Annotated in this window: 15 protein-coding genes, 1 rRNA gene and 1 pseudogene; 8 read left to right on the forward strand and 9 right to left on the reverse strand. The window is 64.8% G+C overall.

Annotation, left to right across the window (positions count from 1 at the left end; translation table 11 throughout):
- Positions 1-88 (forward strand): 5S ribosomal RNA (rrf, locus tag ACFWO3_RS11485); the annotation flags it as partial.
- A 39-nt stretch (positions 89-127) separates the two neighbouring features.
- On the opposite strand, the gene ACFWO3_RS11490 is transcribed toward rrf, so the two are convergent.
- Entirely contained in the window at positions 128-1,702 is a 1,575-nt protein-coding gene (locus ACFWO3_RS11490) for a PucR family transcriptional regulator (RefSeq protein WP_378577378.1), read from the reverse strand.
- A gap of 137 nt (positions 1,703-1,839) precedes the next feature.
- Here ACFWO3_RS11490 and ACFWO3_RS11495 point away from each other — a divergent pair.
- Positions 1,840-2,100: pseudogene (locus tag ACFWO3_RS11495) on the forward strand (UBP-type zinc finger domain-containing protein); the annotation flags it as partial.
- A gap of 12 nt (positions 2,101-2,112) precedes the next feature.
- Here the strand turns inward: ACFWO3_RS11495 and ACFWO3_RS11500 are convergent.
- The gene (locus ACFWO3_RS11500; protein WP_378577839.1) at positions 2,113-3,723 is read right to left on the reverse strand and encodes an adenylate/guanylate cyclase domain-containing protein; all 1,611 of its coding nucleotides are present in this window, start codon (positions 3,721-3,723) and stop codon (positions 2,113-2,115) included.
- 42 nt (positions 3,724-3,765) lie between these two features.
- Between ACFWO3_RS11500 and nucS the strand changes: the two genes are divergently transcribed.
- Positions 3,766-4,440, forward strand: coding sequence for an endonuclease NucS (nucS, locus tag ACFWO3_RS11505; protein WP_378577380.1), 675 nt, complete (start codon positions 3,766-3,768; stop codon positions 4,438-4,440).
- Positions 4,441-4,450: 10 nt separating this feature from the next.
- Positions 4,451-4,777, forward strand: coding sequence for an ATP/GTP-binding protein (locus tag ACFWO3_RS11510; protein WP_378577382.1), 327 nt, complete (start codon positions 4,451-4,453; stop codon positions 4,775-4,777).
- Here ACFWO3_RS11510 and ACFWO3_RS11515 read toward each other — a convergent pair whose 3' ends face one another.
- Both ACFWO3_RS11515 and mce read right to left on the reverse strand, forming a co-directional pair.
- Complete coding sequence (locus ACFWO3_RS11515) at positions 4,778-5,938, reverse strand: hypothetical protein (RefSeq protein ID WP_378577384.1); 1,161 nt, start codon at positions 5,936-5,938, stop codon at positions 4,778-4,780.
- A gap of 63 nt (positions 5,939-6,001) precedes the next feature.
- The gene (mce, locus tag ACFWO3_RS11520; protein ID WP_378577386.1) at positions 6,002-6,487 is read right to left on the reverse strand and encodes a methylmalonyl-CoA epimerase; all 486 of its coding nucleotides are present in this window, start codon (positions 6,485-6,487) and stop codon (positions 6,002-6,004) included.
- Positions 6,488-6,608: 121 nt separating this feature from the next.
- Between mce and ACFWO3_RS11525 the strand changes: the two genes are divergently transcribed.
- From ACFWO3_RS11525 to trxA, 3 genes are all read left to right on the forward strand, one after another.
- A complete protein-coding gene (locus tag ACFWO3_RS11525; protein ID WP_378577388.1) occupies positions 6,609-7,802 on the forward strand; it encodes an acetyl-CoA C-acetyltransferase in 1,194 nt (397 codons plus the stop codon).
- Between the two features lie 78 nt (positions 7,803-7,880).
- Positions 7,881-8,240 carry a DUF3817 domain-containing protein gene (locus tag ACFWO3_RS11530; protein WP_378577390.1) on the forward strand — a complete coding sequence of 120 codons (360 nt, stop codon included), beginning with the start codon at positions 7,881-7,883 and terminating at the stop codon, positions 8,238-8,240.
- 54 nt (positions 8,241-8,294) lie between these two features.
- Complete coding sequence (gene trxA, locus ACFWO3_RS11535) at positions 8,295-9,248, forward strand: thioredoxin (protein ID WP_378577392.1); 954 nt, start codon at positions 8,295-8,297, stop codon at positions 9,246-9,248.
- Positions 9,249-9,254: 6 nt separating this feature from the next.
- Here the strand turns inward: trxA and ACFWO3_RS11540 are convergent, their stop codons facing one another.
- From ACFWO3_RS11540 to ACFWO3_RS11550, 3 genes are read right to left on the reverse strand one after another with little or no spacing between them, the layout of a single operon-like run.
- Complete coding sequence (locus tag ACFWO3_RS11540) at positions 9,255-10,706, reverse strand: neutral zinc metallopeptidase (RefSeq protein WP_378577394.1); 1,452 nt, start codon at positions 10,704-10,706, stop codon at positions 9,255-9,257.
- The gene (gene glgB / locus ACFWO3_RS11545) at positions 10,703-12,904 is read right to left on the reverse strand and encodes a 1,4-alpha-glucan branching protein GlgB (RefSeq protein WP_378577396.1); all 2,202 of its coding nucleotides are present in this window, start codon (positions 12,902-12,904) and stop codon (positions 10,703-10,705) included. The genes ACFWO3_RS11540 and glgB overlap by 4 nt, the downstream gene beginning before the upstream one ends.
- Positions 12,901-14,943 (reverse strand): alpha-1,4-glucan--maltose-1-phosphate maltosyltransferase, encoded by a 2,043-nt coding sequence (locus ACFWO3_RS11550; RefSeq protein ID WP_378577398.1) that lies wholly within the window; start codon positions 14,941-14,943, stop codon positions 12,901-12,903. Before ACFWO3_RS11550 ends, glgB begins: the two co-directional genes overlap by 4 nt.
- Before the next feature lie 151 nt (positions 14,944-15,094).
- On the opposite strand from ACFWO3_RS11550, the gene glgP reads away from it, so the two are divergent.
- A complete protein-coding gene (gene glgP / locus ACFWO3_RS11555) occupies positions 15,095-17,677 on the forward strand; it encodes an alpha-glucan family phosphorylase (RefSeq protein WP_378577400.1) in 2,583 nt (860 codons plus the stop codon).
- Here glgP and ACFWO3_RS11560 read toward each other — a convergent pair whose 3' ends face one another.
- Both ACFWO3_RS11560 and ACFWO3_RS11565 read right to left on the reverse strand, forming a co-directional pair.
- Positions 17,678-19,147 carry a hypothetical protein gene (locus ACFWO3_RS11560; RefSeq protein WP_378577402.1) on the reverse strand — a complete coding sequence of 490 codons (1,470 nt, stop codon included), beginning with the start codon at positions 19,145-19,147 and terminating at the stop codon, positions 17,678-17,680.
- Positions 19,144-20,088 carry an ATP-binding cassette domain-containing protein gene (locus tag ACFWO3_RS11565; protein ID WP_378577404.1) on the reverse strand — a complete coding sequence of 315 codons (945 nt, stop codon included), beginning with the start codon at positions 20,086-20,088 and terminating at the stop codon, positions 19,144-19,146. Before ACFWO3_RS11565 ends, ACFWO3_RS11560 begins: the two co-directional genes overlap by 4 nt.
- Positions 20,089-20,139 lie beyond the last annotated feature (51 nt).

A 20,139-nucleotide genomic window follows, 5' to 3' on the forward strand; every position in this document is an offset into this window, starting at 1 on the left:
CGGTCCCATTCCGAACCCGGAAGCTAAGCCTGCCTGCGCCGATGGTACTGCACCCGACAGGGTGTGGGAGAGTAGGACACCGCCGAACATCCGTTGCTGAAGCCCCCCAACATTGCGTTGGGGGGCTTCACGCATTTGTGGATCCGTTGATCACCTGCAGAGCCCGGGCCGCCAGATGCAGATTGAGTCTCGTGTCGACGTCGTGCAAATCCCGTCCCGTGAGCTCGTGTATCCGACTCATCCTGTAGCGCAACGTGCTGCGATGAATTCGTAGCGCTCGCGCGGTGTCGTCGTAATGCCCGCCGCATTCGAGATATTGAGTAAGAGTTTCGATCATCGTGCTGTGGTGCCTGCGGTCGTAGTCGAGCAGATCTCCCAGCCATTCGCGCACGAATTCGTGGACGTTCCCCGAATCGGACTGGGTATCGAGAATTCGGTACACACCGAGTTTCTCGAAGTGAACCACCCCTTCCGGGCGCAGTGCATTTTCTCGAATGTCGAGTGCTCGCAGCGCATCTGCGTAGGAGCGCGGAATCGCCGCTGGCTCTGCGGCGATCGTTCCGACGCCGATGACACCTGAGACGCCCAGTGTGCGTTGCATCGCGTCGTAGACCATGTGCGCGTCCGTTGCCGCCTCAGCGATCGCTGCCACGAGATCATTTCGACGAGCCAGAAGCGCGTTGTTTCCCGTCGAATCGATGTGCCGACCGAAAGCCGCGACGACTGCACCTGAATCTGCGACGTTCCATCGCATCGCGAATACCCGCTGGGGTTTGCGGAGGTCGTATCCGAGGGCATCCGCTCTGGCGCAGGCAGTGTCGTTGTCCATGCCCTCGAGAAGGTCTGCGCCGAGGTCCCGGCGTAACCGAATCTCGGCCTCGGCAATGGAACGTTGATGGGTCATCTGCATCGCCAGTGCCGTGGCCCCGTGCTCCAGCGCGAATCGCTCGAAGTCGCCGGCCACCCGGTCGGGGTCGGTGAGAAAGACTATCCCGAGAACGTCGTGCCGTGGCCTTACGACGTGGAAGAGTCGATCGCCGTCGCGCATGGGGTGACCGTTCGAGATGGCCTCTCGAACGACGTCCGTGTGATTGTGACCCCCGATTCTGCGGTAGTGGCGTGTGGTGGACGGGGGTGCATTGACGCGTAGATTGCCGAATGCGTCCTCCATGCCCACGTCGAGTCCGGTGAGTTCGTTCAGCGCTTCGGCGATCGCTAGGTCGCCGGCCAAGCTGGTGGACAGCTGTGACAGGACTGCGCGCACATGCGATTCGCGCCGCAGTTTCTGTACCGTCTCGGCCAGCTCGTGCATGTTCGCTGCTCTGATCTGCTGCGTCGAGAGCGCGGCACGCGCGCTGGCGGAAGCGATTGCGGTTCGGGCGTGTTCACTGACCAACTCGACCAATGTCGCCTGGTCGGGGGTCGGGTGTGTCGACGACTTCACGACGACGTCCAGAGCGGTGTCCGCGCCGGTGCATACGATGTGTCGCCATCCGTCGGGTGCTGCGCGGGCCACGTCCTGTGGGCGGTTCGATTGCACCGCGAACGGTCCGAGGGCGGCAACCGCATATCCGAGCAGCGCAACGATGTCTCCCGGTGCGGCACTTCCGTGCATCTGCGCGGTGAGTGCAAGCGCAGCCCACAGGTCGGGAGCCCGTGGAATCTCGTCAACCTTCGGGTCTGGCGGCAGGTCCAGATCCATTGCATGGGGCTACCCCGAAATCTGCCGTCGAAACGGGCAACCGTGCTGGTCGGTCGAGTAGGCGCTCTGTTGTTCGCCCCGCCGTGACCAGGACTTCGGTGGCCGGACAGGTCACGCTTAACGGGAAGGGGTGAACAATGGCCGTGTCTGAAGGATGGACGGACCCGGATCTCGACAGTGTGCAGTCCGTCGTTGCACACACGTCGGACGGATGCGAGGGCTGTCTCGAAGTGGGAACGCACTGGGAGCACTTGATGCTGTGCCTGTGCTGTGGGTATGTCGGGTGCGGTGATACTTCGGCGATGCGTCATGCACGCCGTCACGCCGAGACGACGGGGCACCCCATCGCGGAGTCGTTGAGACCGGGAGACCATTGGCGGTGGTGCTTCGTCCACGACACCCGCATCGTGTCACCTCTGCCGGAGATCTGGACCGCTCCCGGTGTCCGGGGTCCCGCCGTTCGACGTGGAAGCGACCGCGTCGACGGGGATCGAGATGCGAGTCGACTCGAGCCTTCCTCGAAGGAGAACGTCGTCCCGGTGGACCCAGTGCCGCGCCTCGGAATCGCGGGCGGACTCGAGAGCGCGTCCTGAAGCAACGAGGTGCCCCGGTGCCGACTTGGCGACCTCGGACAGCCGTGCCGCTTCGTTCACCGGATCGCCGATGACGGTGTACTCGAATCGCTCATGTGCGCCGATGTTCCCGGCGACCGCGATACCGGCGGCCACTCCGATGCCGGCGTCGCACTCGGTGACCTCGGCGGTCAACCTTCGGCGGATCGCCCTGGCCGCGGCGAGTGCGCGTCCCGCCGGATCGTCCACGTCTGCGGGTGCGCCGAAGATCGCGAGCGCTGCATCGCCCTCGAACTTGTTGACGAATCCACCGCGAGTATCGATCTCGTCGACGACCACACCGAAGAACCGATTGAGGATGGCAACCACCTCGGCCGGTTTGCGGGTGGCCGCAATCGTGGTCGACCCGATGATGTCGACGAACAGAACGGCGACCTCACGCTCTTCGCCACCGAGCTCCGGGTTGCTGACGAGGGCGTTGGCCGCGACCTCGTGGCCCACGTGCCGCCCGAAGAGGTCGCGGATCCGTTCTCGCTCGCGGAGACCGTCCGCCATGCGATTGAAGCCTCGCTGCAGCGCACCCAGTTCGGAGCCGTCGTACACGACGAGCGAGGTGTCGAGGTCACCCTCGGCGACCCGTGCCATGCCGGCTCGCACAGCGCGCAGGGGAGAGGCGGTGGCGCGCACACTGATGAGGGCGAGAAGCGGACCGAAGATCAGTGCAACACCGCCCACCGCGAAGATCGACACCGCGAGGCCGGCAGAACTGGTTGGACGTATGAAGCTGAACACCGCGATCAGCATCAATCCCAGAATCGGAATCCCGGTGCCGAGAAGCCAGATGAGAAGAGTCCTGCTGGTGATCCCGAGCGTGCGTTCTGGACGCGGGCCGCCCACCTCGAGTGCCAACGCGGCGATGGGGCGGAGGGCGAACTCGGACAGTAGATAGCAGTACGCGCAGATCGTGATGCCGGTGAGCGCGATCGTGAAGGCGACCTTCGGGACCACGTCCAGGTCGACGAGTCCGTACAGAAACGTCAGGACCACGAGAGCGAGACCCCACAACAGCCCCTGCACCGTCGTCAGTCGTCGAGGTGCCCGGAACGCGGCGAGGTGATCTGCTGCGCTCGGCGTGGCATTGGTAGTTGCCCACCGTAGATCTCGGATGAGACGCTTTGTGCCCCAAGTGATGCCCACGACCATCGCGAAGACGATGTACACGGGGACGGCGACGAAATTGACGTAGACGTATTCCATGGTCAGCACCGAGGGACCCGGCACGACGACGGTGACGAGGACGACGGCGATGAGCGCACCGATGAAGTTCGTGACGACGAGGGGCGCCGTGAGAAGCAATTGCACCCGGATGCGTCTGCGGGTGGATGTTTCGTCCGACGGGCCGAGCAGCCAGGACCCCATCGGGGCAGAGGTGGTGTGTCGTCGCTGCATAGTCATTCGAGACTAGCCGGGGTGATCCTCTAGGGTGGCCACGTGCGTCTTGTGATTGCTCAGTGCCGTGTCGACTACGTGGGCCGCCTGACGGCTCACCTCCCGTCAGCTCGCAGGCTGATTCTCGTGAAGGCGGATGGATCGGTCAGCATTCATGCCGATGATCGGGCCTACAAGCCCCTGAACTGGATGAGCCCGCCATGTTGGCTCGTCGAGGACTCCGGTGACGACGATTCGACATTGTGGGTTGTCACGAACAAGGCAGGCGAAGAACTTCGAATCACGGTCGAGGAGATCGAGCACGACTCGAGTCACGAGTTGGGTATCGACCCCGGCCTGGTGAAGGACGGGGTCGAGGCACACCTGCAGGAGTTGCTTGCGGAACACGTCGAGACTCTCGGGTCCGGGTACACGTTGGTCCGTCGTGAGTACATGACCGCGATCGGTCCCGTGGACCTGATGTGTCGTGACGCGGACGGCTCGTCCGTTGCCGTCGAGGTCAAGCGTCGTGGCGACATCGATGGCGTGGAGCAACTCACCAGATACCTGGAACTGCTCAATCGGGATCCGTTGCTTGCGCCGGTGAGTGGCGTCTTCGCTGCGCAGCAGATCAAGCCGCAGGCGAAGACCTTGGCGACCGACCGCGGAATCCGCTGTCTGGTTCTCGATTACGAGGCCCTGCGCGGCACGGAGAGTACCGAGTTCCGACTCTTCTAGACTGGGAGGCGTGCCCCGTAGGAAACCTCAGCCGCGCACCCGCCGAACACGGTCGACGGGTGCAAGCGCGGGGGATTCCCTGTTCGGTGGGGCGACCGCCCGGCACGAACAGGGCCCGCCCGGGTCGACGGACGACACCTACCTCGTGCGGAACGTTCCCGGTGCGCGTGCGACCAAGAGTTACCGGTGCCCGGGCTGTGACCACGAGATCCGCCCGGGAGTGGCGCACGTGGTCACCTGGCCGGCGGGCTTCGGCGGAGTCGACGACCGGCGCCACTGGCACAGCGGCTGTTGGTCGGGTCGACGTACCCGTGGGATCACCCGAAAGTGGTCGTGATCAGCGGTTGCTGCTCCCGGTCTTGACCGGCTGCTGAAGCTTCGAGCGGTCGATCTGCGCGGTTTTGTCGCCGTCGCCGCGATTCTGGGCCGGCTTGGCAACCACTTCCTCGTCCTTCGAGGACTTGACCGCCGGGGACTCGGCATCGTCGGTCGCCTTACCGCCTGCTTTCTCGTCATCGGCGGACTTGTCGTCCGGTGTCGTGTCGTTCGACTCGGCGGCGTCTTCTTCGAAGGTGTCCTCGTCTGCGGCTTCGGCGTCTTCCTGGTCCGACGCACCCGGAACGGTCTTTCCGTCGGCGGGCACGTCGAGTAGTTCGCTCTCGCGATTGACCGAGGCGAGCATCGCGGGAACCGAATCGAGCTGACCTCTGATCCCCAAGAGCTGAGCGAGGATTCGACCGCGCAGAACCCGCAGTTCCTCGGCCAGGTCCTTGGCGTGTGCGATCTTCCGCTCGGCTTGATCGGTCGCCAACTGGAGGCGACGCTCGGCCTCGTGTGCCGCATCGTCGAGGCGCCGCTTCGACTCGGCCTTGCTGGTGGACTCGAGCTCGTTGACCGCAGCGATCGTCTTCTGTCGGCGTTCCGACATGGTGAGGTCGAAGTCTTCTTGGATCCGGGTGCGCTTGAGCTCGGCCTCGGCGGCCAGGCGATCGCGCTCGGACTGCGCCGAATCGACGATTCGTGCGGCCTCGGCGCGAGCCTTGGACATGGTCCGGGTGTGCTCCACCTGGAGGGCATTGCGCCGGTCTTCGAGCTCGGCGACCAGAGACTCGTACTCGCCGCGAAGAGTCGCGCCTTCCTGCTCGGCGATCGAGATCATCTCGGCTGCGTCCGACTCCGCCTTGGCTCGGACCTCGGAGGCTTCGTCGGATGCGAGACGCAACATGCGTGAGATGCGGTCGCTCATGCCTTCCGCGGTCGTGGGGGGAACCGAAAGGCGATCGACATCCTTGCGGAGGTCGTCGATTTCGTTGCGGGCGTCGTCGAGTTGCTTGGCGAGATCGCGAGCCTGGGCCGCCGCGGCGTCACGGTCTGCGGCGGTGACGCGAAGCTCTGCGTCGAAGCGCTCGAAGTAGTTTCGGACTTCGTCGCGATCGAACCCCTTCCGTGCGATTGCAAAGGGGAGATGCAGAGATTCGCGCTCGTGCTCGTTGACCATGCCCGCCAATCTACCTGGGTATAACGGTTGCCGCTGCCGTGGGCGGGTCCGAGCGTGGGGGTGTCAGTTGCCGGCTGCTTGCTCCACGAGTTCGACCAGAACGCCACCCGCGTCCTTGGGGTGGACGAAGTTGATTCGCGAGTCTGCGGTGCCACGACGGGGTGCGTCGTAGAGCAACCTGACGCCCTTCTCGCGCAACTCGGTCGAGAACGCATCGATGTCGCTGACACGATACGCCAGTTGCTGCAGGCCGGGGCCGCTCCGGTCGATGAACTTGGCAATCGTGGACTGCTCGTTCAGTGGTGCGAGCAACTGGAGCGCGGTTGCACCCTCGGGTGCGCCGACGACGCTGAGCATCGCCTCGCGCACGCCCTGCTCGTCGTTGACTTCCTCGTGGGTGGACTCCATACCCAGGTGTTCGCTGTACCAGGCGATCGCCGCGTCCAGGTCGGGGACGGCTATGCCGACGTGGTCGATGGCGAGAACCAGGCTCGACGACAGGGGAGACGAGTTGGATCGGGTCTGCGACTGGGGGGACGACTGTGTCATGGCTTCGACGTTAGCGCTAACGTTCTAGTAGGTCTCGCCGGGATGTGACTCGAGTCGCTGGAGTCAGCGGATGTGTCGTACGGCGAGACGATCAGTCGACATCTGTACGCGGAGGAAAATCGTGACCAGTTCTGTGATCGTGGCCGGAGCCCGGACGCCGATGGGCCGGCTGCTCGGCTCCCTGAAAGATTTCTCGGGTTCCGACCTCGGTGGAATCGCCATCAAGGGTGCCCTCGAGAAGTCCGGCGTGAAGCCGGAACAGGTTCAGTACGTGATCATGGGTCAGGTGCTTACCGCAGGTGCAGGTCAGATTCCGGCGCGACAGGCGGCGGTCGCGGGTGGGATCCCGATGGACGTGCCCGCCCTGACCGTCAACAAGGTCTGCCTGTCCGGCGTCGATGCGATCGCACTTGCCGATCAACTTATCCGCGCAGGCGAGTTCGATGTGGTGGTTGCAGGTGGCCAGGAGTCGATGAGTCGTGCACCGCACATGCTCGAGAAGAGCCGGGACGGTTTCAAGTACGGCGACGTGACCATGCGAGATCACATGGCGTACGACGGCCTCCACGACGTGTTCACCGATCAGGCGATGGGTCTGCTCACGGAAAAGGTGAACCAGGACGACACGCAGAAGATCACCCGCGAGGAACAGGACACTTTCGCTGCCGCCTCGCATCAGAACGCGGCGCGCGCCTGGAAGGACGGACTCTTCGACAACGAGGTCGTCCCGGTGTCCATCCCACAGCGCAAGGGTGACCCGATCGTGTTCGCAGAAGACGAGGGCATCCGAGCCGACACCACTGCGGAGTCGCTCGGGCGACTTCGTCCGGCATTCAGCAAGGATGGAACCATCACCGCAGGCTCGGCATCCCCGATCTCGGATGGGGCTGCTGCCGTCGTGGTGATGAGCAAGGCCAAGGCGGAGGAACTCGGACTCACCTGGATCGCCGAGATCGGCGCTCACGGCGTGGTGGCCGGGCCGGATTCGACGTTGCAGTCGCAGCCCGCACGCGCCATTGCCAAGGCGTGTGAACGCGAGGGCATCGATCCGAAGGACCTGGATCTCGTGGAGATCAACGAGGCCTTCGCTGCCGTGGGCATCGCATCGACTCGGGAACTGGGTCTCGATCCCGCCAAGGTGAACGTCAACGGTGGCGCCATCGCCGTCGGTCACCCGCTGGGTATGTCCGGTGCTCGGATCGCACTGCATCTGGCTCTCGAACTCGAACGTCGAGGCGGCGGAGTCGGCGCGGCCGCACTGTGTGGCGGTGGCGGTCAGGGTGACGCGCTCATCGTTCGCGTACCCAAGAAGTAGAACGCTCGATCGACGCTCCGTGGTTGCGGCATCGTCCCAACTACGGAGCGTCGTAGACTATCGGGCACAATGGACACCATGCCGAACATCTTCGACGTGTCCACTCCCGCCAAGCGCTTCCGTCTCGTCGCCTACTGGGAGGCTCTGACCTGGGCAGCGCTGCTCGTTGCCATGTTCTTCAAGTGGGTGCTCGGTTTCGAAGAGGCCGTCCGGATCCCCGGCATGGTGCACGGCGTAGCGGGGTTCCTCGTGTTCATCGTGGTCGCCCTGATCACCGCGGTACAGCTGAAGTGGGACCTGAAGGTCACCGCGCTCGCTCTCCTGTCGAGCGTGCCTCCGTTCGGCACCGTCGTCTTCGAGATCTGGGCCGCACGGACCGGCCGTCTGGCTGAACTTTCCACGGGTACTGCCGGAGATCGCAGCGCGACCACGGTCTGAGCGCGATGCGGCCCGCGTACGTGCCGACGCTCGAATCGTGACAAACTGGTTGGCGTGACACGACCAGGTTCCCGTCCTTCAGCTCGCTCCGCGGCGCTCGCCGCGGCAACCAGTGGTGCCGTCGATCTGTCGGGCCTCAAGGAGCGCGCGCCGGCGCCTCCTGCCCAGGCAGGTCCCGGCGCGGGATCAACCGGAGGAGGTGCTCTCGAGCCGGTCGTGGACGTGACCGAGGCAACCTTCGAGGACGAGGTCCTTCGGCGGTCGAGCCAGGTGCCCGTCATCGTGGATTTGTGGGCGACGTGGTGCGAACCCTGCAAGCAGCTCTCACCACTGCTCGAGAAGTTGGCACGTGAAGCCCAGGGCCGTTGGGTTCTGGCGAAGGTCGACGTCGATGCCAACCCCCGAATCGCGCAGGCGTTCGGCGTGCAATCCGTACCGACCGTGGTCGCCATCGCCGCCGGACAGCCGCTGGCCGATTTCCAGGGTGCACAACCCGAGGCGCAGTTGCGTCAATGGCTACAGGCAGTCGAGCAGGCAGTAGAGGGCAAACTGTCCGGCCCGCCGGCCGGCGACGTGGACCCCGACGAGCCCGAACCCGAAGATCCGCGTTTCACGGCAGCGGAGTCGGCGCTCGAAGAAGGCGACCTGGCGGGAGCCGAGGCGGCATTCCAGCTGATTCTCGACGAGGAACCGGCCAACGAGGAGGCGCTCGGCGCGATTCGTCAGGTTCGGTTCCTCGCCCGCGTCCAGGGGGCCGAGGACGGTGCGATCGTCACGGCCGACGGCGCCCCCAGCGACGTGGATGCTCAACTGGCGGCGGCGGATGTGGAGCTCTACAGCCAGGCGCCGGAAGCCGCGTTCGATCGCATCATCGCGGTGATCAAGCGCAGTGCCGGCGAGGACAAGACGCGAGCACGCACCCGCCTGTTGGAGCTGTTCGAGCTTTTCGATCCAGCGGAACCCGTGGTGGTTGCGGCGCGCAGGAAGCTCGCGTCGGCCCTTTACTAGACCGGTCTACCGATACCGGCCGTCGCAGCCGGGCTCGCCTCCGAGAACTCCGGTTCTGAAGGCGTCGACGCGTGAGAACCCGCTCGGCACGGTCTTGCCGTTCACGTCACTTGCTGCGAGTCCGTCGGTGAGCAGCCCCGAGATGGCTTCGTCCAGGTCGCCGGGGGACAGCCACACACTGCCGTCGGCCAGCACCTCCGGATGCTCGGGGCTCAGGGCGGCGGTGATGACTCCGGACAGGCACGCGGCTCGCAAAGCGGTCCGAGGCGAGTGCAGGTTCTCACCCTTGCTCTTCTGCAGCGCGAGGGTGTACCTCGACGCGAGCAGAACATACGCGTTGTAGTCGCCGGTCAGGTTCGTGGTGAGCAGTTCTCGGCGGCTGGTGCGTGTGGGAGTCCCGCGCTCGGCCAGTTCGTCGACGCTGACGCCGATGGTGTTGGTCGCGGGGCAGTACGAAACCGGCTCGGTCGCCTCGGCGTCCGAGCATCCCGTGTCGGCTCCGTCCAGATCGAGGTCCGGTGGATCGGAGAGTTCGAAGATCTGCTGAAACGATGTGACGAACGACTTCAAGGACTCCTCGGTGACCGGGAGTTCGCCGTCGTCCTGATCGTCGGCGAATCGTTGCGGGAGATCGGCCCTTCGGGATTCGATTTCCTTCTCGTCGATCCGCTCGCAAGAAGCGGGCCCGTCGGTGAAACCGATCTGTACGGCGCTCACTCGTTCGAATGCCGAACCGTGGACGTTGTCCGGGTTGGTGGGATCGGTGTCGCCGATCGCAACTGCTGATGCCAGCACACTGTTGAGGCCGTCCGACGTGTTCATGGTGAAGTGCTTCGTCTTGCCTTCCGCCATGTGGCGCAGGAATGCGCCACCGAAGCAGTCCGCCTGTTGCTCGCGCACGATCCCCGCAGTCTTTGCGGCCGGGGCGATGTCGGCTTTGGTCTGGACGGCGTGACCGTATTCGTGGGCCAGAACGAAAACCGCAGCGATGTCGCCGAATTTGTCGATCACCTCGGGCAGCAGGAGTTCGCGGTCCCAGCCGATCGTGTGGTCCTTGCTGCAATAACCGGCGTTGGGCAGATCCTCGGTGCTCTGGCCGCAGAACACGGGTCCGCGACGATCGGTCGGGTCCCACGAGACGAGTTCCGAGACCGGTTCGAACTCCTGGTGGAACATCTCGGGGAAGTGTTGCGCCCAGTACGTTTCGATGTCGGCAACAGCGTTCCCGACCACGGTGTCGACGGCACCGCCGTCGGTGTTGGTGATCGCGACCTCGGCATCCGGAACGTTGGGCCGTGCCCCACTCGGGCCGGAGGTGGCGTCGAGACCGGCAACCCGAAAGGGGTTGTTGTAGATGGACACTGCGTCGCCCGCTATGGACGACGCACATCCTCCCACGGCGAGCGCCGCGAACCCGAGTATCGTAAGCCGCGCCACCCGGCGTCGGTGCCTCTTCATTCACGCTCCAGACTGATCCAGATCGCGCCGTGTGCCGGAAGTACCACCTCTGCCGAGGCTGGACGTCCGTGCCACGATTGCGATACCGCCGTTACCGCTCCGAGGTTCCCCGACCCCGCGCCCTCGTACGGTACTGCGTCCGTGTTGAGGATTTCGCGCCACCGACCTGGTTCGGGCAATCCCACCCTGTAGTTCGAATGCAATCGACCCGAGAAGTTGAACAGGCAGGCGACGATCGAACCGTCCGTGCCGTAGCGGAGGAAGCTCAGGACGTTGTTCTCCGTGTCGTTGGCGTCGATCCACGAGTATCCGCCAGGCGACGCGTCCAGAGTCCACAGCGCAGGGTGGCGCCGATAGGCGGCATTGAGATCGGACACGAGTGCGGCGATGCCCCGATGGAATCGGCCGGTGCCCGGTCGATCGAGGACCCACCAGTCCAGTCCGTTCTCCTCGGACCACTCCGCGGGCTGCCCGAACTCCTGGCCCATGAACAGCAACTGCTTTCCCGGGTGCGCCCACATGTAGGCGAGAAGGGCACGCAACCCCGCGGCTTTCGAGAAATCGCCTCCGGACATGCGGGTCCAGAGAGTGCCCTTTCCGTGCACCACTTCGTCGTGACTGATGGGCAACAGGTAGTTCTCGCTCCACGCGTACATCAGGGAGAACGTGATCTCGTGATGGTGGTAGCTCCGGTGCACGGGGTCGTGGCCCAGGTATCCGAGGGTGTCGTGCATCCACCCCATGTTCCACTTCATGTCGAACCCGAGACCGCCGACGGTGGTGGCGCGGGTGACACCCGGCCACGCCGTCGATTCCTCCGCGATGGTGACGACCCCGGCGTGATGCTTGTGGACGGTTGCGTTCATCTCCTGGATGAAGTCGACGGCTTCGAGATTCTCGCGTCCGCCGTGGATGTTGGGCGTCCACCCACCTTCGGGGCGCGAATAGTCCAGATAGAGCATCGATGCGACGGCGTCGACGCGCAGGCCGTCGATGTGGAACTCGTCGATCCAGAACAGTGCGTTCGCGACCAGGAAGTTCCGGACCTCTCGACGACCGAAGTCGAAGATGTAAGTGCCCCAATCCAATTGTTCGCCACGCTGTGGGTCACTGTGCTCGTAGAGCGGTGTTCCGTCGAAGCGGGCGAGAGCCCAGTCGTCCTTGGGAAAATGTGCGGGAACCCAGTCGACCAGGACCCCGATTCCGGCTCCGTGCAGACGGTCGACGAACCACCGAAAGTCGTCGGGCGATCCGAATCGGGCGGTGGGAGCGTAGTAGGACGTGACCTGATAGCCCCACGATCCGCCGTACGGATGCTCGGCCACCGGAAGAAGCTCGACGTGCGTGAAACCTGCCTCCCGCACGTAATCGGCGAGTTGGTCGGCGAGTTCGCGGTAGGACAGGCCGGGACGCCATGAACCCAGATGCACCTCGTAGACACTCATGGGCGCCTGGGCCGGATCCAGCGAAGCCCGCCGGGTCAACCAGGCGCTGTCGCGCCAACGGTGCTCGTTCACCGTGATTCGAGACGCGGTGGCTGGCGGAACCTCGGTGTGAAACGCCATCGGGTCCGCTTTGTCGCGGGCTGTGCCATCCGGGGCGACAACGCGGTACTTGTACAATTCGCCGGCCCCGAGGTTCGGTACGAACAGTTCCCAGACACCGGAGGAGCCGAGTGATCTCATGGGTGCGCTGCGGCCGCGCCATCCCTCGAAGTCGCCGATCACGGCGACACCCCGGGCGGCCGGCGCCCACACCGCGAACGACGTGCCCGTGACGGGGCCGTCCGGTGTGTCGTACGTACGCACATGGGCGCCGAGCACCTCCCACAGACGCTCGTGTCTGCCCTCACCGAGCAGATGCAGGTCCAACTCGCCCAGAGTGGGAAGGAATCGGTAGCCGTCGACCGTGGTCACGGTGTGCCCGCCGGGGTACCTGACCACGAGCCGATAATCCGGCAGCGCCGGGATCGGCAGGACCGCAGCGAAAATGCCTTCGGCGACCTCTGTGAGCGAGTGTTGCCGACCCTCCACCAGAACCGCTACCGACGCGGCATCCGGACGCAAGGTGCGCACCAGGGTGCCGTCGGTATGCGGATGCGCTCCGAACAGCGAATGAGGATCGTGGTGCTCGCCTCGTGCGAGAAGTTCGAGGTCCTCGTCGGCGGGTCTGGGGCCGGGCCGGTCGATCGTGGTCACGATCGGTCACCGCGGCGCGCGAGAGTCGTTCGAACGGGGTACGCGATGGTGGGAAGTGCGATGATGTGCGCAACGGCACGCCACGGTTCCAGGCGAACGAAATTGGTTTGTCCCCAGTCGTATTGCTCACCGGACACCTCGTCACGAACGGTCATCCGGTCGTGCCAGTCGTGGCCGATTGCCGGCATGTCCAACCAGATGTGTCCCTGTTCCGCCGCATACGGGTCCAGGTTGATCACCGTCAGCACGGCATCGCCGGTGGCGGGGTCGAATTTCGAATACGCGATCAGTGCGTCGTTGTCCACGTGGTGGAAATGCAGGTTGCGTAGTTGTGCAAGCGCCGGGTGCGCTCTACGGATTCGGTTCAGTGTCGTCAGCCACGGTTCGAGTGATTCTCCGCGGGCAGCGGCTCCCGCGAAGTCGCGGGGGCGAAGCTCGTACTTCTCCGAATGGAGGTACTCCTCGCTGCCGTCACGCAGCGGAGTGTGCTCGAACAATTCGAACCCGGAATACACCCCCCATGTCGGTGACATGGTCGCCGCGAGCGCTGCCCGCACTGCGAACATTCCTGGGCCGCCGTGCTGCAAGCTCTCGTGCAGAATGTCGGGCGTGTTCACGAAGAGGTTCGGTCGTGCCTCGTCGGCCTTCGCCGCGATTTCGTTGCCGAACTCGGTGAGCTCCCACTTGGTGGTCCGCCACGTGAAGTAGGTGTACGACTGCGTGAATCCCCGACGGGCCAGGCCGTACATGCGTGCGGGCAGCGTGAACGCCTCGGACAGAAAGAGTACGTCGGGGTGTGACTGCTTGATCTCGGAGATGAATCGTTCCCAGAAGTTCGGAGGTTTCGTGTGGGGGTTGTCCACCCGGAAGATCTTTACCCCGGCGTCGATCCAGTGCCGGGTGACGCGCAAAATTTCCTGGTGGATGCCCTCGGGGTCCTTGTCGAAGTTGATCGGGTAGATGTCCTGATACCTCTTGGGTGGATTTTCCGCGTACGCGATCGTGCCGTCCGGCAGGACCGTGAACCACTCCGGATGATCCCGTGCCCACGGATGATCCGGTGCGCATTGCAACGCCAGATCGAGTGCGACCTCCATGCCGACCTGTCGCGCCGCACCCACGAAGTTCCGAAAGTCGGCCAGTGTCCCCAGTTCGGGATGAACGTTGTCGTGTCCGCCCTCGGCAGATCCGATCGCCCACGGTGAACCGACATCGTCCGGCCCGGGGGTCAGAGTGTTGTTCTGACCCTTTCGGTTGACCACCCCGATGGGGTGGATCGGGGGGAGGTACACCACGTCGAATCCCATTGCGGCGATACGGCGAAGGTCTGCCGCGGCCGTCTCGAAGGTTCCGTGGCGTGGGGTTCCGTCCGAATGTCGTCCGCCGGTGGAACGGGGGAAGAATTCGTACCACGATCCGTACAGCGCACGCCGCCGATCGACGGTCACGAGGTGCGGAGAACTCTCGGTGACGAGTTCACGTAGCGGGTAGGCCCGCAGGAGTTCTGCGATGTCCGTCGTGAAGGCCGGGGCAACGCGTGCGGGAAGCTGTCCGTCGGAGCGTAGCGATTCGGCGATCGCAAGGAGACGAGGCCGGTCTGCGGGTGGCACACCCTGCGCCGCTTCTTCGAAACGCTGGGCGCCGATCTCCAGGTCGTTGCTCAGTTCGGTAGCGCCCTGGCCCACCCCCAGCTTCGCTTCGACCGTTTGCTTCCAGGTGGCGATCGGGTCGCTCCATGCTTCGACCCTGAATGTCCACGTACCTTCGATCGTCGGAGTGAACAGAGCGTCGAAGACATCCGGGAGTGTGCCGCGATTCATCGGGATTCGAATCGTTCTCGCGTCGTCGTCGACGGCAGCGACTCGGCCCGAATCCGGCATCGCCGGACCGCGAACCGCAATGTTCGCGGAGACGGCGTCATGACCTTCCCGCCACACCACGGCGCGAACCGGGACGACTTCGCCGACCACGGCTTTTGTCGGAAATCGCCCACCGTCGATCGTGGGTTCCACATCGTCGATGCCGAGTCGATCTGTCACTCCGGCCTCCGTTCCGTAGCCGTACTTGCTGGAAGTAGCCAGTTCAACCGTAATGGAGCGACGGTCGGTTGTTCGGTTACCGCGCGGGTTGCCGGTTGCCACGACGCGGAGTAGTCCGCGCGGGTTTGCCGTAGTGGGTAGTCTTCGCAAGGTGAAAGCCTTGCGTCGGTTCACTGTCCGAGCTCATCTGCCCGAGCGGTTGGAGGCACTGGGGCCGCTGTCGACCAATTTGCGGTGGTCGTGGCACACACCGACGCAGGAACTGTTCGAACGGCTGGACGCAGATCTGTGGCGCCGGGTCCGCGCGGATCCGGTTCGGATGCTCGGCGAGGTGGCGCCTGCACGGTTGGACGAGTTGGCTGGGGATGCCGAGTTTCTGGCCGAACTGGATGTCGCGGAAGCGGATCTGAAGGATTACCTGACGCGACCGAGCTGGTACCAGAAGCAGCAATCGAAGGGTGACGTAGCGCCCACGGGCGTCGCGTACTTCTCCATGGAGTTCGGGGTCAGTGAGGTTCTTCCCAACTATTCGGGTGGCCTCGGAATCCTGGCCGGCGATCACCTCAAGGCAGCCTCGGATCTCGGCCTCCCGCTGATCGGCGTGGGCCTTCTCTATCGTTCCGGGTACTTCCGGCAGTCGTTGACCGCCGACGGTTGGCAGGCAGAGCACTACCCACCTCACGATCCGCAGGGGCTCCCGCTTCGTCTGCTGACCGGTTCCGAGGATGGCGCACCCGTCCTCGTGCACGTCGCGATGCCGGGTGGCCGTGTGCTGCGGGCGCGAATCTGGATCGCGAACGTCGGCCGTATTCCACTGCTGCTCCTGGACTCGGACATCGAGCAGAACGACGCGGAGCTGCGTGGCGTGACCGACCGTCTGTACGGCGGCGACCAGGACCATCGGATCAAGCAGGAGATTCTTGCGGGGATCGGTGGTGTTCGGGCCGTCCGTGCCTACACGCGCACCCACGGATTGCCGGACCCCGACGTGTTTCACATGAACGAGGGGCACGCAGGATTCCTGGGAATCGAACGGATTCGGGAACTGGTGTCCGGAGAAGGGATGGATTTCGACACCGCTCTCGCCACGGTGCGTGCCGGCACCGTGTTCACGACCCACACGCCGGTGCCAGCGGGCATCGACCGGTTCCCTGCAGACCTCGTCAGGCGTTACTTCGGGGGTGCGGACGCCGGACACGACTCGGCCCTGCTTCCGGGCCTCACCGTCGACCGAATTCTCGGTCTGGGCGGCGAAGCGGACCCGTCGGTGTTCAACATGGCGCACATGGGCCTGAGACTCGCCCAGCGCGCCAACGGGGTGTCGAAGCTGCACGGCATCGTCAGCCGCGACATGTTTCGGCCGCTGTGGCCGGGCTTCGACGCCGACGAGGTACCAATCGGCTCGGTGACGAACGGTGTTCATGCGCCGACGTGGTCGGCACCGGAATGGATGAACCTCGCTCGTCGAATCGTCGGTCCGGAATCCGTCGAGGAAGCCCGTGGGTGGGAGCGCCTGCGAGACGTATCCTCGAGCGAACTCTGGGAGACCCGCAATCTGCTCCGGGACAAGCTGGTTCAGGAGGTACGCAGGCGGGTTCGCGCTTCGTGGATCGAACGCGGAGCAACCACGGCAGAACTCGGATGGACCGAGTCGGTGTTCGATCCCGAGGTCCTCACGGTCGGCTTCGCCCGACGAGTTCCCACGTACAAACGGCTGACCCTGATGCTGCGTGACCCGGACCGACTGCGCGCGATGCTGACCGACGATGCACGCCCGGTCCAGTTGGTCGTCGCGGGGAAGAGTCACCCGGCCGACGACGGTGGGAAGGCGCTGATTCAGCAGGTGGTGCGGTTCGCCGATGACGCCGACGTTCGGCATCGAATCGTCTTCCTTCCCGACTACGACATATCGATGGCCAGGTACCTGTACTGGGGCTGCGACGTGTGGCTGAACAATCCGCTGCGGCCACTCGAGGCATGTGGAACCTCCGGCATGAAATCCGCACTGAACGGTGGTCTCAACCTCTCGATCCGCGATGGCTGGTGGGACGAGATGTTCGACGGTGAGAACGGCTGGGAGATCCCGACCGCCGACGGAGTGGACGACGAGGTGCGGCGAGACGACTTGGAGGCGTCTGCGTTGTACCAGCTTCTGGAATCGGCTGTTCTGCCGCGGTTCTACGATCGGACCGCCGGCGCGGTTCCGGAGCGTTGGGTGGAGATGGTGCGGCACACCCTCGAGACGCTCGGTCCGAAGGTGCTTGCCTCCCGCATGGTTCGTGACTATGCGATCGACTACTACGCTCCCGCGTCGCGTGCGCGTGGTCGCGTCGTCGCGGACAAGTTCGCCGGGGCGCGTGAACTGGCAGAGTTTCGGCGTCGCGCCGCCGCGGCGTGGCCTTCGGTCGTCGTTGCACAGGTCGATGGTGTTGGACTCCCGGATGCTCCGGAGATCGGTGCGAATCTGTCGTTGCGCGCGCGGATCCGCCTGGGAGAGCTGGAGCGCGGCGAGGTATCGGTCGAAGCGGTGATCGGGCGCGTCGGGGATGCGGAGGATCTGACCGACGTGGTCACGACGCCGATGCAGTACGTCGATTCGGACGACACAGGGCACCTGTACGTGGCGAATGTGGCATTGCCGCTTTCCGGGTCGGTCGGCTACACCGTTCGTGTGTTGCCGAACCACCCGCTGCTCGCGGAGCCTGCCGAAATGGGATTGGTGTCCACAGCCTGATCAGCGGCTCCGAGCCGTGACCGGTGCGATGTCGCGTCGACGGAACCCTTCTGCGCCGAGAACGGTGAGTGCGACGCCGATCGCCAGGAGAACGAGTGCGGTACCCAGCGAGTAGTCCGCGAGAGGCTGTGGCGTCGACCGAGCGAACGGGGACAGCAGTCCCGCCCACGCCGGAAGGACGTCGCTGCCCAACGCGATCACTGCGATGTATCCCAGCCATACCCACAGTGCCGAAAGTGCCCGTGGCGCGTGGCCGTAGCACCACGCGGCCCCGCCGACTACCGCGACCAGCGGCGGAATCAGCGCGACCGTGGCGGTCAGAAGGTGCCACAGCATGTCGAGCTCGCCGAGGGCGATTGCCGCCGTCGCGCTCAGGGCGGTTCCACCCACCAGAAGGACCGCGAGGGCGCCGCCTGCGAAGACGATCGATTGCGCCGCGAACCATTTCGCTCGTGACAGCGGTCCGGACAGCACCGCATCGGCGCGACCTGCCGCTTCGTCGTCGACGATGACACCGACCGTGCTGATCGAATAGGCGCAGGCCAGCACAGCGAGTAGAACGAGCCACTGTGCGAACACGTCGTCAGGAGGCCGCTGGGTAGTCGAGAATCCCGGAACTGCGGCGCCGAATCCGCCCGTCGCCATGCCGATTCCGGCGACGACCGGACACCAGACGAACAGTGGCCATCGAAGTTGCTCGACGACGAACCGGGGTATGCCCCCGGATTCGTCGGGTACGTCCGATGATTCGGCTCGAAGAGTGAGGTCGACCCCGAATCCGTGGTCTCGGCGGGTGGCAGACCGATACGTGACTGCGAGGAGGGCTGCCGCCACCGTGAGACCGAGGGCCAGGGGCCACCATCGCGTCTCGCCGAAGGCGTGTGCTGCGTGCGCCCAGGTGAAGGGCGACAGCCATCCGACGAGACTTCGGTCGCCTTCATGAAGTGCCTCGCCCAGGACATGCAGGAGATATGTGATGACGACGACCGCTACGGCCGCCGCGCTGGCGGCGCGGGTCGTGTCGAAGATCTGGGATGCAAGCGCTGACATCGCCGTGAACACGATGCCGGTCACGAGCACACCGACGGCGACCACGAGTGACCCGGCAGCGCTGAATCCGGCAGAGACGAAAGCGATCTGAAGGGGCGCACAGACAGCTGCGTTTGCCGCGAGCGCGGAACAGAGCCCGGCGGTGAGAGGTGCGAACCGGCCCACCACACCCGTGCGCGCAAGTTCGGTACGTCCCGACTCTTCGGCGCCGCGAAGATGCGGGGTGACGAGCAGGACCGACATCACAGCGACGGTCAGCATCGTCACTTCCGCGACGCGTTCGGTGAGGTGCGTGGGCGAACCGCCCCGTGCCAGCAAATAGGTTGCGACCGAGACGAGCACTACCCACAGTGCGATGCGAACTCGATCCGTACGAAGAGCGAGCGACGCGAGCACAGCAGTTCCGGTGAAACGCCTCACCGAATCGCCTCGCCGGCTCGCGACGACGTGAGTTCTCGCGCATCCGATTCGGGATCGTCTTGGACTGCTCGGAGGAACACGTCCTCGAGGGTCGGTGGATTCGCGAATATCGATACGATTCCCAGCCCGGTCAGAGTGGTCATGACCGGATCCATCTCATCGGCGTCGACATCGAAGACGACGGTGTTCGGGGAACCGGTCTTCCTGAGGTTGTGCACGCCCGGGGCATTGCCGATCGGGGTGGGCCCGATCCGTGTGGTGACGGTGACGGTGGTGCGTGCGAAATGGCGAAGCTCGTCCACGGTTCCGGCCTGGACGGTTCGACCGTTGCCGATGATCGTCACCGATTCGCACAGGTTCTGGACATCGGTGAGGGCGTGGCTCGTCAGCAGGACCGTGCGGCCCTGTTCGGCATATTCGGTTACGCAGGCCCGAACGACGGCTTCGCCGAGAGGATCCAGTCCGGCGGTCGGTTCGTCGAGAATCAGAAGCTCCGTGTCTGCTGCGAACGCTGCCACCAGCGCGACCTTCTGACGGTCCCCTCTGGAGTAGGTGCGTCCGCGTCTGGTCGGATCGAGGTCGAAGCGTTCGATCAGCGTCGCACGCCGTGCCGGGTCGGTGCCGCCGCGCAGGCGACCTAGAAGATCGATCGTCTCGCCACCGGTCAGGTGGGGCCACAATCCGATGTCGCCCGGCACGGCGGCGAGGCGCCGATGGGCCTCTTCGGACTCGTGCCAGGGATCGCGGCCGAGAACCCGGACCGAACCGGAATCGGCGCGCAGGAGTCCGAGCAACACCCGGATGGTCGTGGATTTTCCGGATCCGTTCGGCCCGAGAAAGCCGTGTACCTGCCCCTTCTTCACATCGAGGTCGAGGCCGTCGAGAGCGCGGACGCTCCCGAACTTCTTGGTGAGGCCGGTGGCCGAGATGGCGGAATCCATCCGCCGAGCATAGGTGGGAGCACCCGAACGTGTTGCACCCGTCCGGTTGCC

Source organism: Rhodococcus sp. NPDC058521, assembly GCF_042719695.1.
Taxonomy (GTDB): Bacteria; Actinomycetota; Actinomycetes; order Mycobacteriales; family Mycobacteriaceae; genus Rhodococcus_F.